Annotated in this window: 15 protein-coding genes; 6 read left to right on the top strand and 9 right to left on the bottom strand. The window is 73.0% G+C overall.

Annotation, left to right across the window (positions count from 1 at the left end):
* Positions 1–273: 273 nt before the first annotated feature.
* The 8 genes from def to ACFYO5_RS19755 all read right to left on the bottom strand — a co-directional run bounded on the left by def (position 274) and on the right by ACFYO5_RS19755 (position 7,976).
* Positions 274–924 (bottom strand): peptide deformylase, encoded by a 651-nt coding sequence (def, locus tag ACFYO5_RS19790; protein WP_356566328.1) that lies wholly within the window; start codon positions 922–924, stop codon positions 274–276.
* An 83-nt stretch (positions 925–1,007) separates the two neighbouring features.
* A complete protein-coding gene (locus tag ACFYO5_RS19785; RefSeq protein WP_388710125.1) occupies positions 1,008–1,988 on the bottom strand; it encodes a tetratricopeptide repeat protein in 981 nt (326 codons plus the stop codon).
* Between the two features lie 105 nt (positions 1,989–2,093).
* On the bottom strand, positions 2,094–3,314 hold the full coding sequence (locus ACFYO5_RS19780; RefSeq protein ID WP_388710444.1) for an HD-GYP domain-containing protein: 1,221 nt from the start codon (positions 3,312–3,314) through the stop codon (positions 2,094–2,096).
* A gap of 420 nt (positions 3,315–3,734) precedes the next feature.
* A complete protein-coding gene (locus ACFYO5_RS19775) occupies positions 3,735–5,054 on the bottom strand; it encodes an HD-GYP domain-containing protein (RefSeq protein ID WP_388710123.1) in 1,320 nt (439 codons plus the stop codon).
* Between the two features lie 155 nt (positions 5,055–5,209).
* Positions 5,210–5,512, bottom strand: coding sequence for a mycothiol system anti-sigma-R factor (gene rsrA / locus ACFYO5_RS19770; protein ID WP_388710121.1), 303 nt, complete (start codon positions 5,510–5,512; stop codon positions 5,210–5,212).
* Complete coding sequence (locus ACFYO5_RS19765) at positions 5,509–6,204, bottom strand: sigma-70 family RNA polymerase sigma factor (protein WP_356566413.1); 696 nt, start codon at positions 6,202–6,204, stop codon at positions 5,509–5,511. The genes rsrA and ACFYO5_RS19765 overlap by 4 nt, the downstream gene beginning before the upstream one ends.
* A gap of 248 nt (positions 6,205–6,452) precedes the next feature.
* Positions 6,453–7,118: an alpha/beta family hydrolase gene (locus tag ACFYO5_RS19760; RefSeq protein WP_388710119.1), complete on the bottom strand. Its 666-nt coding sequence runs from the start codon at positions 7,116–7,118 to the stop codon at positions 6,453–6,455.
* Positions 7,119–7,160: 42 nt separating this feature from the next.
* Entirely contained in the window at positions 7,161–7,976 is an 816-nt protein-coding gene (locus tag ACFYO5_RS19755; protein ID WP_388710117.1) for an SOS response-associated peptidase, read from the bottom strand.
* A gap of 349 nt (positions 7,977–8,325) precedes the next feature.
* Here ACFYO5_RS19755 and ACFYO5_RS19750 point away from each other — a divergent pair, with 349 nt between their 5' ends.
* From ACFYO5_RS19750 to ACFYO5_RS19735, 4 genes are all read left to right on the top strand, one after another.
* Positions 8,326–9,048 carry a M50 family metallopeptidase gene (locus tag ACFYO5_RS19750; RefSeq protein ID WP_388710115.1) on the top strand — a complete coding sequence of 241 codons (723 nt, stop codon included), beginning with the start codon at positions 8,326–8,328 and terminating at the stop codon, positions 9,046–9,048.
* A gap of 508 nt (positions 9,049–9,556) precedes the next feature.
* Positions 9,557–10,882, top strand: a complete 1,326-nt coding sequence (aroA, locus tag ACFYO5_RS19745; RefSeq protein ID WP_388710113.1) for a 3-phosphoshikimate 1-carboxyvinyltransferase — start codon at positions 9,557–9,559, stop codon at positions 10,880–10,882.
* Positions 10,883–10,893: 11 nt separating this feature from the next.
* Entirely contained in the window at positions 10,894–11,904 is a 1,011-nt protein-coding gene (rsgA, locus tag ACFYO5_RS19740; RefSeq protein ID WP_388710111.1) for a ribosome small subunit-dependent GTPase A, read from the top strand.
* Between the two features lie 75 nt (positions 11,905–11,979).
* Positions 11,980–12,303: a multidrug efflux SMR transporter gene (locus tag ACFYO5_RS19735; RefSeq protein WP_356566314.1), complete on the top strand. Its 324-nt coding sequence runs from the start codon at positions 11,980–11,982 to the stop codon at positions 12,301–12,303.
* Positions 12,304–12,469: 166 nt separating this feature from the next.
* Here ACFYO5_RS19735 and ACFYO5_RS19730 read toward each other — a convergent pair whose 3' ends face one another.
* On the bottom strand, positions 12,470–13,078 hold the full coding sequence (locus ACFYO5_RS19730) for a TetR/AcrR family transcriptional regulator (protein ID WP_388710108.1): 609 nt from the start codon (positions 13,076–13,078) through the stop codon (positions 12,470–12,472).
* Between the two features lie 224 nt (positions 13,079–13,302).
* Here ACFYO5_RS19730 and hisN point away from each other — a divergent pair, with 224 nt between their 5' ends.
* Complete coding sequence (gene hisN, locus ACFYO5_RS19725) at positions 13,303–14,103, top strand: histidinol-phosphatase (RefSeq protein ID WP_388710106.1); 801 nt, start codon at positions 13,303–13,305, stop codon at positions 14,101–14,103.
* A 142-nt stretch (positions 14,104–14,245) separates the two neighbouring features.
* On the top strand, positions 14,246–14,641 hold the full coding sequence (locus tag ACFYO5_RS19720) for a cyclic nucleotide-binding/CBS domain-containing protein (protein ID WP_388710104.1): 396 nt from the start codon (positions 14,246–14,248) through the stop codon (positions 14,639–14,641).
* Positions 14,642–14,653 lie beyond the last annotated feature (12 nt).

Genomic DNA, 14,653 nt, shown 5'->3' with positions numbered 1-14,653 from the left:
AACAACCCCTCTCAGCCGCCAGTTGGCGCGCGCCCCTCCCGCCGTGCCGGGCGTGCGCCGTTGCGTATCCCCGCACTTCCCATTCAGCACTACAACTGACCGTTCTGGGAACGGATTTGCTTCATTCACTACCCCAACACGCCGAGATCCCCCCTTGTGTGACTGGTTATGGATCAGCGGATGTGCATAAGCGATCGAACGTGCGTCGGACACACGAACGACGCCTGGCCGGTAGTCATCGCGGCCAGGCGTCGTGCGAGGGGGTGAGGCGGCTCAGTCGTTGGCGACCACGGGGTATCGCGGCTCGTTCTCGGCCATCTGCCGCAGCGCGTCCTTGCGTTCGCGCTTGGAGAGACGGTCGATGTAGAGGTGCCCGTACAGGTGATCCGTCTCGTGCTGCAAACACCGAGCGAAGTAACCGGTGCCGCGCACCTTGATCGGGTTGCCCTTCTCGTCCTGGCCGGTCACCTCGGCGTAGTCCGGCCGGGCCAGCGGCGCGTACGCGGTGGGCACCGACAGACAGCCCTCGTTGCTGTCGTCCAGCCGGCGCCTGTCCGCGGGCAGTTCGACCAGCCGGGGATTGCAGACCACACCGGTGTGGCGGGCTCCCTCGTCGTCGGGGCAGTCGTAGACGAACACCTTGAGGTCGACGCCGATCTGGTTGGCGGCCAGGCCCACGCCCTCGGCGGTGTGCTGCGAGGCGAACATGTCCGCGACCAGCTGCCGCAGCTCCTCGCCGAACTCCGTGACGTCCCTGCACTCCTTGTGCAGCACCGGGTTCCCGACGACGGTGATGGGGCGCGAGGTCCCGGCCCGACGCCAGGCCTGCTCGCGCTCCTCCGCCTCCTCGGTGTCGATGACGAAGCCCTCGTCGTCCACGGGGAGCACGCCCGTGTGCTGCTGATCGGTGTCCTGCTGCGCCATGACCGACGTATGCCTTCCTGCAACCTGGGAACTGCGACCTGGAGAAACCTACGAGTACAGCCTAAAGGGAGCCGGCCCCGGTCTCAGCAGACCTCTTCCAGGTCCCGCCAGTCCCGGGAGTCCGGACTGTCCGCGACCCACCCGTCCAGCAGCCCCCTCACCAGCGAAGCCGGCGCGGCCACCCCGCACTCCCGCTCGGGTACCCACAGCTGCCCGTCGGTCCGGTGACCGAGCGGCCCGGGGTGTCCCGGCTCACTGTGGTCGTGCGGGTCGAGGTGCTCGCCGTCGCCCTCGTCGGACGGCATCCGCGACTCCGAGCACAGCCGGCACAGCAGCCGTACGGAGGAGGACCAGTCCTCGGCGGCGAAGCCCGCGTCGGCGGCCAGTTGCTCCAGGGCGTCGCGGTCCGCCTCCGTGGCCGCCTCCAGCAGGACCACCCAGGTCGGCACCGGCGAGGGCGCCCACAGCTCGATCTCGTCGAAGACGGGGTAGGAGTGCCCGACCGAGGTGGTGCGCTCGCCGTGCGGCACTCCGTCGTGCAGGACGACCTCGCCCCAGCGCCGCCCGGACGACGGCAGCGGGATCGACAGCACCTCGGTGCGCGCGGGGTCCAGCCGCCGCCCCCACACCACCTCGGCCTCCCCCTCGGGCGACAGCCGTACGGCGGCGCTGCCCAGGTCCATCCCCAGGGGCTCGCCGACGGTGGTGGCACCGCCCGGGACGTGCAGCCCGTAGGCCTGCCAGGAGCGCCGGGCCAGCGGCCAGTCCTGGAGGGCGGTGGCGGCGATGCCGACGTTCCACCAGTCGGGGGCGCCGGTCTCCCGGTCGAGCAGGGCGACCGCGCGGAGGCCGGCCGCGCGGGCCTGCTCCCAGTCGTGCCGGTACTTGTGCAGCAGGGCGAGGTTGAACCAGGACTCCGAGAGCCAGGGTTCGAGGTCGGCGGCGCGGGTCAGCAGCGCGCCCGCGTCCTCGTACCGGCCGTCGCCGATCAGCGTGAACGCGCGATCGGTGGCCTGCCGCCAGGAGGCGGAGGGCCGGTGCCGTCCCTTGCCGAAGATCCTCACGATTCCCGCCTGCCAGTTCCGTTCTGTGGGCTGGCCAGTGCCCCCGGACACTCTCTCCCTCGCATCCAACCACGTGTGGCTGGACGCCCGCTCATTACCCATGGGTTACCCAGTCGCCGGCAGGGTGAGACCGTCCCGCGACAGGACCCTGGCCAGGGCTTCCACCACTTCGGGGGCGTACTCGCCGCCCGTGCCCAGCCGCAGTTCCTCCAGCGCCGTGAGCGGCCCGCCGGGCCCCGCGTCGCGCACTTTCTCGTCGTAGGCGTTGACCACGCGCACGATCCGCGCGGCCGTCGGCTGCTCCGGGTAGGGGTCCGCCTGGCGCTCCACGACGGCGGCGACCCGCGCGCTCGCCCCGGTCTGGCGCACGACGGCCCCGCCCAGCAGCGCGATGCGCCGCTGCTCGGCCGGCGGCAGTCCGGCCGTGGCCCCGGCCGGGACCGGGTCGACGAGGCTGAGCTGTCCGATGTCGTGCATCAGGGCCGCGTACTCCAGCACGGTCAGTTCCGGTTCCGTGAGGCCCAGCTCCCGGCCGACCGCCTGACCGAGCGCGGCGACCCGGCGGGCGTGCCCGGCCGGGGTGTATCCGGCGATCTCGGTGGCGCGGGCCAGGGAGGCGATGGTCTGCCGGTAGGTGGCGCGGACGGCGGCGTACCGGCGCAGGGAGAGCTGGGTGAGCAGCAGGGGCACCGAGAACACCGGCAGCGCCCACAGGCCGACGACGGCCACCGCCAACGCCATGACCGCGCCGGTCGCGCACACCGCCGAACCGATCCCCGGCAGGGACCGCAGCTCGTCGCGGAGCAGGGGGGCGAACGGCCAGCCGGTGCGGGAGTGCGCGAGCGCGGCGGCCACGACGGTCTCGCACAGGGCGGTGAGGGCGAGCAGCGCGAGCAGCAACAGCGCGTAGGCGGTGCCGCTCCAGCGGTCGAACGCCCCCTGGTTGTACAGGGGCTGGAAGCAGACGGCGGCGAATCCGACCGCCAGGACGCGCCGGACCAGATGGTCCAGGACGGACCCGTCCCCCCGGGCGAGATGCGGCACGCTGCCCAGCAGCGAGGCGACCGCCACGACGGAGACGACCTGGGCGACCCCGTGCTGCGTGGCATGCCCGGCATGCTCCCCGAGCAGCGCGTACGACAGCGAGGCCGCGGCGCCGAGCGGGGCGGCCTCCCGCGGTCCGGGCCCGCTCCACCGGGAGGCCTCGCCGACGGCCACGAGCACCCCGAAGGCGAGCGCGACGGGCCGCTCCTCCAGCCCCGAACGGAAGACGGCGAGCAGCGAGACGAGGACGAGGAGCCCGGCACAGGCGTGCAGGACGCGCAGGGGTCCGCGGGCCCGCGCCGCACTGCGGCGGGACGCGCTGCGGCGGAACGCGCTGCTGCGGGTTTCCCCCCGGCCGGTCACGGGTGTGCGGGCCTTCCACCGGTGGGCTGGGGTCACGGTTCTGGCGGCGTCGCTCCGGCGGCCGCTCACCGCCGGCCGCCCTGGCGCCGTCGGGCAGCTTCGCGAGGGGGTCCGGAGACGCCCGCCGCCGGCAGCGGGGGCACGCCCGGCCCGCGCTCCGCCGACGGGACCGCGACGGCCGCCGGGCGCCCCGGGCCGCTCACCGACGGGCTCCCGGCCGTTCGGGTACCGGATCCGGTGAGGGGGCCGACGTCTGCACCGGCAGGCCGGGCTCGTCGGCGGTGACGACCGGGTGCCGGCCCTCCCGGTCGATCACGCGGGTCCGGCGCCCCGGGCCGCTCACCGACGGGCTCCCGGCCGTTCGGGTACCGGATCCGGTGAGGGGGCCGACGTCTGCACCGGCAGACCGGGCTCGTCCGCGGTGACGACCGGGTGCCAGCCCTCCCGGTCGATCACGCGGGTCAGCGCGGTGACCATGCGGGGGTCGAAGTGGGCTCCCGCGCATCGCCGGAGTTCCTCCAGGGCCGCCCGCACGGGGCGGGCCCGGCTGTAGGACCGGGTCGACGTCATCGCGTCGAAGGCGTCGGCGACCGCCACCACCCTCGCGGGTTCCGGGATCTGGCTGCCGACCAGCCCGTAGGGATAGCCGCTGCCGTCCAGCCGCTCATGGTGATGGAGGATCGCCGACCTGGCCTCGCCGAGGAAGGAGATGCCCCGGGTTATCTCGTGCCCGTACTCGGGGTGCAGTTCGATCACGCGCCGTTCCTCGGCCGTCAGCGGGCCGTCCTTGCGGAGCAGCCGGGTGGGCACGCCCAGCTTGCCGACGTCGTGCAGGATCCCGGCGAAGCGGATGACCTCCACCCGGCCCTCGTCCATGCCCAGTTCGCGGGCGATCATCATCGAGGCCTGCCCGACGCGTTCGCCGTGGCCGCGCGTGTAGCCGTCCTTGATGTCGACGGCCTGCACCAGCGCGCGGATCGTCGCCTGATGCGCGGCGCGCTCCCGGTGGTACTGGGCGAACACCCACCAGGACACGGCCATCGGGAACAGCACGAGCAGCGCGGCGACCGGCCCGTAGGGGCTGTGCCACAGGACGGCCATCATCAGCCCGGCCAGCCCGTGCACCCCTACGGGCGCCAGGGAGCGCAGGAACAGCCGGTGCCGGGCGCGCCGCGGCGGCAGCCCCTCGGCCGGCGCGACCGTCCCGCCGTCCAGGACGGCGAGCACCAGGCAGAGGACGAGGACGGCTGCCGCGGCCGGCAGGATCAGGGCGGGGCTGTCGGACGCCCTGACGGCGTCCCGGCCGCCCAGCGCCTCGTGCGTGCGGGACGCGGCCCATACGCCGATCACCAGTCGGGCCGCCCGCCACCCGCGCCGCAGCGCGACGGGGCGCCGGCCCACCGGAGACAGCAGCGCGCCGGGCAGCGGCACCAGCGCGGCGGCCGACGCCGGCAACAGAAAAGCCCCGGCCAACAGGACGGGGTAGAGGGTGCCGGCGAACCGGCGGCGGGCGACGCGCTCACCGCACGCGTACAGCGCGGCGAGCAGCAGGACGGGCCACCAGGACGTGCGGTCGGTCCGCAGCGGGATCAGGCAGCACAGTGCGCCGACGGCGGCGCAGGCGACGTAGAGGCGCGTCCGTGCCGGAAGGCCGTCCATGTCATCCCTCCCCCCGCCCACTCCTGGTCCAGGTTTCGGAGCCTAGGGTGGCGGGGGGTGGCGGCATGGGCGTATCACCCGCGGATTAGCACATTCGGGTGACAACGGTCCGGCCTACAACGGTCCGGCCTCGGTCGGCCGAGGTCCAAGCCGAGTCAGGACTCCTGCCGGGTGACCGACACGTCGTGTTCGGGCACGGCCTGGCCGGAGCGGATCAGCTCGATCCGGCCCATGACCTTGGAGCGCAGGTCGATCGGCACGTCGTCATGGCCGCAGCAGCGCTTGACCAGCTTCTTGACGGCCTCTTCCAGCCCGTACTTCTCCAGGCACGGCGAGCACTCCCTGAAGTGCTGCTTGAACTTGTCGCGGTCGACGTCCGGCATCTCACTGTCGAGGAACTCGTAGAGATGGTCGAGGACCTCACCGCAGTCCGTCTCGTGCGGCTCTCCACAGCTCATGACCCAGAGCCTTTCGCTTCGTTCGACTCTCCGGCGCCGGCCGGGACCAGCCCGCGCTCACGGGCGTAGTCCTCGAGCATGCCGCGCAGCTGACGGCGGCCCCGGTGCAGCCGGGACATCACCGTACCGATGGGTGTCCCCATGATGTCCGCGATCTCCTTGTACGCAAAGCCCTCTACGTCAGCGAGATAGACGGCGATGCGGAACTCCTCGGGGATCGCCTGGAGCGCCGACTTCACGTCCGAGTCGGGCAGATGGTCCAGCGCCTGCGACTCGGCGGAGCGCAGACCTGTGGACATGTGCGACTCGGCGCGCGCCAACTGCCAGTCCTCGATCTCCTCGGCCGCGCTGCGCTGGGGTTCGCGCTGCTTCTTGCGGTAGGAGTTGATGAAGGTGTTGGTCAGGATCCGGTACAGCCAGGCCTTGAGGTTGGTGCCCTCGCGGAACTGGTGGAAGGACGCGTACGCCTTGGCGTACGTCTCCTGCACCAGGTCCTCGGCGTCCGCCGGATTGCGCGTCATGCGCAGGGCGGCCGAATACATCTGGTCGAGGAACTCGAGCGCGTCCCGCTCGAAGCGCGCGCTGCGCTCCGTGCCGGACTCCGTGCGCGCCCCCACGTCCGTGCCCTGGCCCTCGGGCAGCTCCGCCTGGCCGTTGTCGGTCCCTGCGTCGGTACCGGTGACCGGACCCACCTCCTCAAGATCGCGGGCAGGACCGAGACCGGTCCCACTCGAATCGGAGGATAGACGACTACCCGTCCCACCCGCCGCTCGAATAGGAGCGGTCTTGGCCGCGTGCAGCACCGTCCAGTCCAGGTCGGTGCGGCTGGGGCAGATGGTCGAACCCATGCGCCGGACTTCCTCTCCCACGACATCGGTGCTGCGTGTTCAGCACTTCTGTCCGGCTCAACAGCCCTGCGCCCCACAACATTCCCCGCCGTTCACGCGAGTGACACGGCCCACTGGACCACCGCCGCGGTGATCGTCTCCAGGGCTTCGTCCTGGGTGACCGGGGCCCGCTTGGGCACGGCGAACCCGTGATCGCCGTAGGGCACCCCGACGAGTTCGTACGTCCCCTCGGGGAACTCCTCGGGTCTGCCGAAGGGGTCGTTGCCCCCCTGGACGACCAGGGCGGGCACCCCGGCGCCCAGCAGCTCGGCGGCCCGTGACTTCTCCGGTCTGCCGGGCGGGTGCAGCGGGAAGCCGAGCGCGAGCACGGCGTGGGCGCCCAGTTCCGTCGCGGTGCGGCAGGCCACGCGTGCGCCCGCGCTGCGCCCTCCGGAGATCACCGGCACACCGGGCGCGGCGACGGCCGGCCAGATGCCGCGCCAGCCGACGTCGAGCGTCTTCGGCGCGGGCGCCACCCTCTTCCCGGCGACCCGCCAGGGCTGCTCCACGAGGGCGACGGCGACGCCGTGCCCGGGGAGCGCGTCGGCGAGCGCGCGCAGGTCCCGTGCCTCGATGCCGCCGCCGGCGCCGTGGCCCACGGCGAGGACCAGCCTCGGTCGCCCGGCGCGGTGCCAGGTGATGCGGGCGGGCCCGGCGTCGGTGTCGATGGTCTCGATGGTCTGGGTCGTCACGTCGGTCACGTCGGTCACGTCCGTCACGAGTCACATGCCCGGCGAGTCACCCGCCCGGCGTCGGTCACGTCAGAAGAGTGTGCCCTCCTCGGGCCCCTCCAGCTCCTTCAGCAGCTCCGGGCCGTTGTTGCGCACGTTGCTCACGGTCGTCGACACCGGGTAGGCGCGCATCAGGCCGGGCGGTGGCGGGGCGAGCAGGGAGCGCAGCTCCTCGACGTCCGTGCGGGACGGGTCCAGCCAGGCGTCCCAGCGGTCGGGGGTGAGCATCAGGGGCATCCGGGGGTGGATGTCGGCCAGTGTCCGCGGGCCCTCGGCGGGGGACACGGCCAGCGGGCCCGTCTCGGCGTCGGTGGTGACCACCGAGCAGGTCGCCCACCAGGCCCCCGGATGGTCGTCCGGCAGCGTGCGGTCGCGCCAGAACTCGTACAGCCCGGCCATCGCGAGGACTGAGCCGTCGGCCGGGAGCACGAAGTAGGGCTGCTTGCGGGGCCGCTTCTTCCTGCCCTCGACCTCCAGGTCGCGCTCCTGTTGTCCGGTGACCCACTCGTAATAGCCGTCGGCGGGGATCACGCAGCGGCGGGTGGCGAAGGCCCGGCGGAACGACGGCTTCTCGTGGACGGTCTCCGCACGCGCGTTGATCATCCGGGCGGCGCCCTCGGGGGTCTTCGACCAGGACGGGACCAGACCCCACCTGAGGGTGCGCAGCTGACGAACCGGACGCGGATCCGGCACGTCCTTCAAAGGACGGTCCAGGACCACGTGGACCTCCTTGGTGGGGGCCACGTTGTAGTCGGGCTCGAGGCTCTCCCCGGGCTCCCACTTCTCGATGCCGAAGACCTCCGCCAGCTCCTCGGGCCCGCGACTCGCCGCATACCGTCCGCACATCTCGAACCACCCCTCCGACCTGCGGAAAACGCTGGATCGTCAACCGATCGTCAACCCACGCCCCCACCACCTTACGGAAGGCGGCCCGCACCCCCGGCGGTCGGCGCGGTGCGCTGGTGCCCCCCGACTCCGCCGGGACGGATCGCCGCCGGGTGTGATCACAGGTGCCTCACGGCCGGCACACAGTCGGCGGCGTGGAGCGAGTGCGCCGGTCCACTCCGCGGCTTCACCGCCGTGACCAGCGCGTTTCCTCGGGAACGAACGGCGGTCCTACGGCGTCTCCGATACCGTCCGCGCACACGTGCCACACTGCCAGATTCCTTAGGACAAGAGGGAGCCACCGGAAACCATGGACAGCACCGCCGCCACCGCGCTGCCCGACCTCTGGGACCGGCTCGTCGGCACCCAGACCGACCCCGACCTGTGGGTGGTGGTCGCCACCATGGCCGCCGCGCTCGCCGTGGTCGTCCCGCACACTCTCTGGCGGCTCTCCCGCAACGCCATCACCATCGCCCACGAGGGCGGCCACGGGCTGGTCGCCCTGCTGACCGGCCGCCGACTGACCGGCATACGGCTGCACTCCGACACCAGCGGCCTGACCCTCAGCCGGGGCAAACCGCACGGCCTCGGCATGATCCTGACCGCGGCCGCCGGCTACACCGCTCCCCCGCTGCTCGGTCTGGGCGGTGCCGCGCTGCTCGGCGCGGGACGCATCACGCTGCTGCTGTGGCTGGCGACGGCGCTGCTGGTCGCGATGCTGGTGATGATCCGCAACGCCTACGGGGTGCTGACCGTGGTCCTCACGGGCGGCGTGTTCCTGCTGGTGTCCTGGCTGGCCGGTCCCCAGGTGCAGGCGGCGTTCGCGTACGCGGTGGTGTGGTTCCTGCTTCTCGGCGGGGTACGTCCGGCCTTCGAACTCCAGGCGAAGCGGTCCCGCGGCGGCGCGGGGGAATCGGACGCGGACCAGCTGTCCCGCCTCACCCACGTACCGGCGGGTCTGTGGCTGTTCCTGTTCCACGCGGTCAGCCTGTGCGCCCTGCTGGGCGGCGGGCGCTGGATGCTCGGGCTCTGAGGCCCCCTCGGGGAGGCACCCGGGGGGTACGAGGAGTGCGCGGGGGCTGGGAGCGGGCCGCGGGAACCGGCACGGGCGGCACAGCCGGTGGGGCCGCGGGAGCCGGCACGGGGCGGCACAGCCGGCGCGGGCCGCAGGAGCCGGCACGGGGCGGCACAGCCGGCGCGGGCCGCAGGAGGGGCGCACGCCCGCGAAATCCGGTGGGGGCCGCACGAGGGGCGTGGATCAGCGAAGTCCGGTGGGCGCCGCAGGAGGGGCGTGGGTCAGCGTGTGAAGCGGGCGGCCGAGGCCCGCGGAGGCGTAGTCGTGCGAGGGCGTGGCCGACCCGCGGGGGCGTGGACGTCGTCGCGGCCGGGTGGCTGGCATCCGTGCCCTCGGCGAGGGCACGGCCGGAGGGGCGTGGAGGGCGCGGGAGGGGCGCGGGCCGCCGGAGCCCGACGCCCGTTCGCTCCCCGGCCGGCCCCTCCTCCGGACCACCTGGGCGATGCCCTGCTTATACAGTGGGGCCATGGCCCCGAACCCCACCCACACCGCCCTTTGGCCCGCCCCGCACGCGAGCGAGGCCGTCGACGCGACGGTCCACGTGCCGGGGTCCAAGTCGGTCACCAACCGCGCTCTCGTCCTGGCCGCCCTGGCCTCCGAGCCCGGCTGGCTGCGTCGTCCCCTCCGCTCCCGCGACACCCTGCTCATGGTGGCGGCCCTGCGCGAGATGGGCGTGGGCATCGAGGAGGGCGTGGGACCGGACGGGACCGGCGAGGCCTGGCGCGTGTTCCCCACCGGTCTCCGCGGCCCGGCCAACGTGGACGTCGGCAACGCGGGCACGGTGATGCGCTTCCTGCCGCCGGTCGCCGCGCTCGCCGACGGCCCGGTCCGCTTCGACGGCGACCCGCGCTCGTACGAGCGTCCCCTGACCGCCGTGATCGACGCCCTGCGCGTGCTCGGCGCCCGCATCGACGACGACGGCCGGGGCTCACTGCCGCTCACGGTGCACGGCGGCGGCGCGCTGGACGGCGGCCCGGTCGAGGTCGACGCCTCGTCCTCGTCGCAGTTCGTGAGCGCCCTGCTGCTGTCGGGTCCGCGCTTCAACCAGGGCGTGGAGGTTCGGCACACCGGCGCCAGGCTGCCTTCCCTGCCGCACATCCGGATGACGGTGGACATGCTGCGCGCCGTCGGCGCCCAGGTCGACACCCCGGAGGCGGGCGGTGAGCCGAACGTCTGGCGGGTCACGCCGGGCGCGCTGCTCGGCCGGGACCTGACCGTCGAACCGGACCTGTCCAACGCGCAGCCCTTCCTGGCGGCGGCGCTGGTCACCGGTGGCCGGGTCGTCGTCCCGGACTGGCCGACCCGGACGACCCAGCCGGGAGACCGGCTGCGGGAGATCTTCACCGAGATGGGCGGTTCCTGCGAACTGACCGACTACGGCCTGGCGTTCACCGGATCGGGCACGATTCACGGCATCGACGTCGACCTGAGCGACGTCGGCGAGCTGACCCCGGGCATCGCGGCGGTCGCCGCCCTCGCCGACTCCCCCTCCACCCTTCGGGGCGTGTCGCACCTGCGGCTGCACGAGACGGACCGTCTGGCCGCGCTCACCAAGGAGATCAACGAGCTGGGCGGCGACGTCACCGAGACCGCCGACGGCCTCCACATCCGCCCGCGCCGGCTGCACGGCGGGATCTTCCACACCTACGACGACCACCGCATGGCCACGGCCGGCGCGATCATCGGTCTGGCCGTGGCGGGCGTACAGATCGAGAACGTGGCGACGACGGCGAAGACCCTGCCGGACTTCCCCGAGCTGTGGACCGGGATGCTCGGGGCGTCCGGGGTATAGGGACTTTCGCCATGCGCCGCTACGGCAAGCACACCGACGAGGACGACATCCGCAGCCGCCCGAACCGCAAGGGCAACCGGCCTCGTACGCACATCCGGCCCAAGCACGAGGACGCGGCCGAGGGCATGGTCCTCACCGTCGACCGGGGCCGTCTCACCTGCCTCGTCGAGGACCGCATCGTGATGGCGATGAAGGCCCGCGAACTGGGCCGCAAGGCCGCGGTGGTCGGTGACCGGGTCGCCCTGGTCGGTGACCTGTCCGGTCAGAAGGACACCCTCGCGCGCATCGTCCGCATCGCGGCACGCACCTCGGTGCTGCGCCGCACCGCGGACGACGACGACCCGTACGAGCGCGTGGTGGTGGCCAACGCCGACCAGCTCGCGATCGTGACCGCCCTCGCCGACCCCGAGCCGCGCCCGCGGCTGATCGACCGCTGCCTGGTCGCGGCGTTCGACGGCGGTCTGACCCCGCTGCTGGTCATGACGAAGTCGGACCTGGCGTCCCCGGACAAGCTGCTGGAGCTGTACGGCCACCTCGACATCCCGTACGTCGTCACCAACCGCGAGGAACTGGCCGGCGGCGACGCGGCGGACCTGGTGCGCGAGCAGTTGGCCGGGCGGACCACGGCGTTCGTCGGCCACTCGGGCGTCGGCAAGACCACGCTGGTGAACACGCTGGTCCCCGAGGAACGGCGCCGGGTGACGGGCCATGTCAACGCGGTGACGGGCCGCGGCCGCCACACCACCACCTCGGCTCTCGCCCTGCCCCTGAACGGCACGGACGACTGGGTCATCGACACCCCTGGCCTGCGTTCCTTCGGGCTGGCCCACATCGACCCGTCCCGGGTGATCCTCGCCTTCCCCGACCTGGTGCCCGGCACGGAGGGCTGCCCGCGGGCGTGCAGCCACGACGAGCCGGACTGTGCGCTGGACGCGTGGGTGGCCGAGGGGCACGCGGACCCGGCGCGGCTGTACTCGCTGCGCCGTCTGCTGTCCACGAGGGAGCGCACGGAAGGCGACTGATCCCCGCGTGTTTGTGGGTGCCAGGGTTCGGTAAGTGCATAATCGCACCGAGCCGCTTACACGGGAGGACAGCACATGGCGTGGCTGCTGGTCATCGTCGCGGGAATGCTCGAGACCGGCTTCGCCGTCTGCCTGAAGCTGTCCCACGGTTTCACCAGGCTCTGGCCGACGATCGCCTTCTGCGCGTTCGCCCTCGGCAGTTTCGGCCTGCTGACCCTGGCCCTCAGGAAACTCGACGTGGGTCCCGCCTACGCGGTCTGGACCGGCATCGGCGCGGCCGGCACCGCGATCTACGGAATGATCTTCCTGGGGGACCTGGTCTCCGTCCTGAAGATCGTCTCGATCAGCCTGGTGATCATCGGAGTGATCGGCCTCCAGCTGTCGGGCTCGGCGCACTAGCCTCCGGCCGGCCTCGCCCGGCCGGAGGCCCGGCACTCGTCCTCTCCGGAAGACGGGAACGGACGCCGGGGGACGCGAACGAGCGCCGGGGGCGCGGGAACGGGCGACAGCGCCGGGGGAACCAGCGACGCGCCGCGGGAACGGGCGGCAGCGCCGCGAACGCCCCTCACACCAGGCCCTGCCGGTAGAGGGCCCCCCGCACCAACTCCGCCACGGCACCCCCGCCGCCCTCGCCCGGCGGCGCCGCCACACAGGACAACGCCAGCCGCACCACCACCTCGCAGATCAGCCCGACCTCACCGCCGCCCCCACCCGCGCCTCCCAGCACGGCCACGGCCCGATCCCGCACCGCCCGCACCAGCTCCCCCGGCGAGGGCAACGCCCCGTCCGCCCGCCGCTGCGCCGGCACGGCGGAGGACGACGCCACCGCGGCCAAGCTCAACGAGGGCAGCCTCGCCCCCCAGCACCCGGTGAGCAGGGCCCGTACCACCGCGTTCCCCCGTGCTGCGGAAACCGTCCACTCCGCGACCGCCACCAGCCGCTCCCGCGCGTCGCCCTGCACCCCCAACGCCCTCTCGGCCCCGGCGAGATAGCCGTCGGCCTCCCGCCGCACGAGCGCGCGGGCCAGCCCCTCCTTGCTGCCGAACTCGTTGTAGAGGGTCTGCCGCGACACCCCGGCCGTCGCGGCGACGTCCACCATGCGCACGGCGGCCCACGGCCGACGCGCGACCGCCGCGTAGGCGGCGTCCAGTAGGGATTCCCGCGCAGGCATCATCGCCTCCCTGGGACGAGCGGCTCTGCGCCCAGGTTTGACGCGCCCGTACGCACTGTCAAGGGTTCGCGAGGGCGGCATCGCCACCGGACACCGCCTCCATCGCCACCGCACGCGGCCTCCACCACCCCCGCACGCCGGCCCGCACCCCACCCGGCCACCCTTCGGCGGGCGCCCGCCGGGCCCCCTGTGGCCCCACCCCCACCACGGCGGATACGGTTCGTCCCATGCCGGACTACCACGACGACCTCCGCCTCGCGCACGTCCTCGCGGACGCCGCCGACGCCGCGACCATGGCCCGCTTCAAGGCTCTCGACCTCAAGGTCGAGACGAAACCGGACATGACCCCGGTGAGCGAGGCGGACAAGGCCGCCGAGGAGCTGATCCGGGGCCAGCTCCAGCGGGCCCGCCCGCGCGACGCGATCCTGGGCGAGGAGTACGGCATCGAGGGAACCGGACCCCGGCGCTGGGTGATCGACCCGATCGACGGCACCAAGAACTACGTCCGCGGCGTCCCCGTCTGGGCCACCCTGATCTCGCTGATGGAGGCCGCCGAGGGGGGCTACCAGCCCGTCGTCGGTGTCGTGTCCGCGCCGGCCCTGGGCCGCCGCTGGTGGGCCGCCAAGGGGCACGGCGCCTTCACCGGACGCAGCCTGACCTCGGCCGCCCGGATGCACGTCTCCCGGGTGTCGACGCTCTCGGACGCCTCCTTCGCCTACTCCTCGCTGACCGGCTGGGAGGAGCAGGGCAGGCTGAACGGCTTCCTGGATCTGACCCGTGAGGTCTGGCGCACGCGCGCGTACGGCGATTTCTGGCCGTACATGATGGTCGCCGAGGGCTCGGTCGACCTGTGCGCGGAACCCGAACTGTCCCTGTGGGACATGGCGGCCACGGCGATCGTGGTGACGGAGGCCGGCGGCACCTTCACCGGCCTGGACGGCCGTCCGGGCCCGCACAGCGGCAACGCGGCCGCGTCGAACGGTCTGCTCCACGAGGAGCTGCTGGGCTATCTCAACGAGCGCAACTGATCGACACAGATGAGCGCGTGCGCCCTCAATTGGACGCGCGCGCCCCCTTGTTGACCCGTGCTTTACCTGCCACGCTGACACCACCCCCACTTGTGCATTTGTGAATCCGCGCACCGGCGGATTCTTAGGAGGTGCTCAGCCCATGCTCGTCCGCGACGCCATGAGCACGGTGGTGCTCACCATCGGCCCCGCGCACACCCTTCGGCAGGCCGCCGCCCTGATGTCCGCACGCCGCGTCGGCGCGGCCCTGGTACACGACCCGGACGCCGGCGGAATCGGCATCCTGACCGAGCGGGACATCCTCAACTCCGTCGCCCTCGGCCAGAGCCCGGACACGGAACGCACCCATGCCCACACCACCAACGACGTCGTCTTCGCCGCCCCCACCTGGACCCTGGAGGAGGCGGCCGCGGCGATGGCACACGGCGGCTTCCGGCATCTCGTCGTCCTGGAGCGCGAGGAGGCCGTCGGCATCGTCTCCGTCCGCGACATCATCCGCTGCTGGGCACCCGTACGGCAGCCCGCTCCGGCCCGGTGAGCACGGACGGGC

Origin of the sequence: Streptomyces sp. NPDC006259, assembly GCF_042870975.1 — a bacterium.
GTDB lineage: Bacteria > Actinomycetota > Actinomycetes > Streptomycetales > Streptomycetaceae > Streptomyces.
The sequence above is the reverse complement of the archived record's forward strand: the minus strand, read 5'-3'. Positions and strand labels throughout refer to the sequence as shown.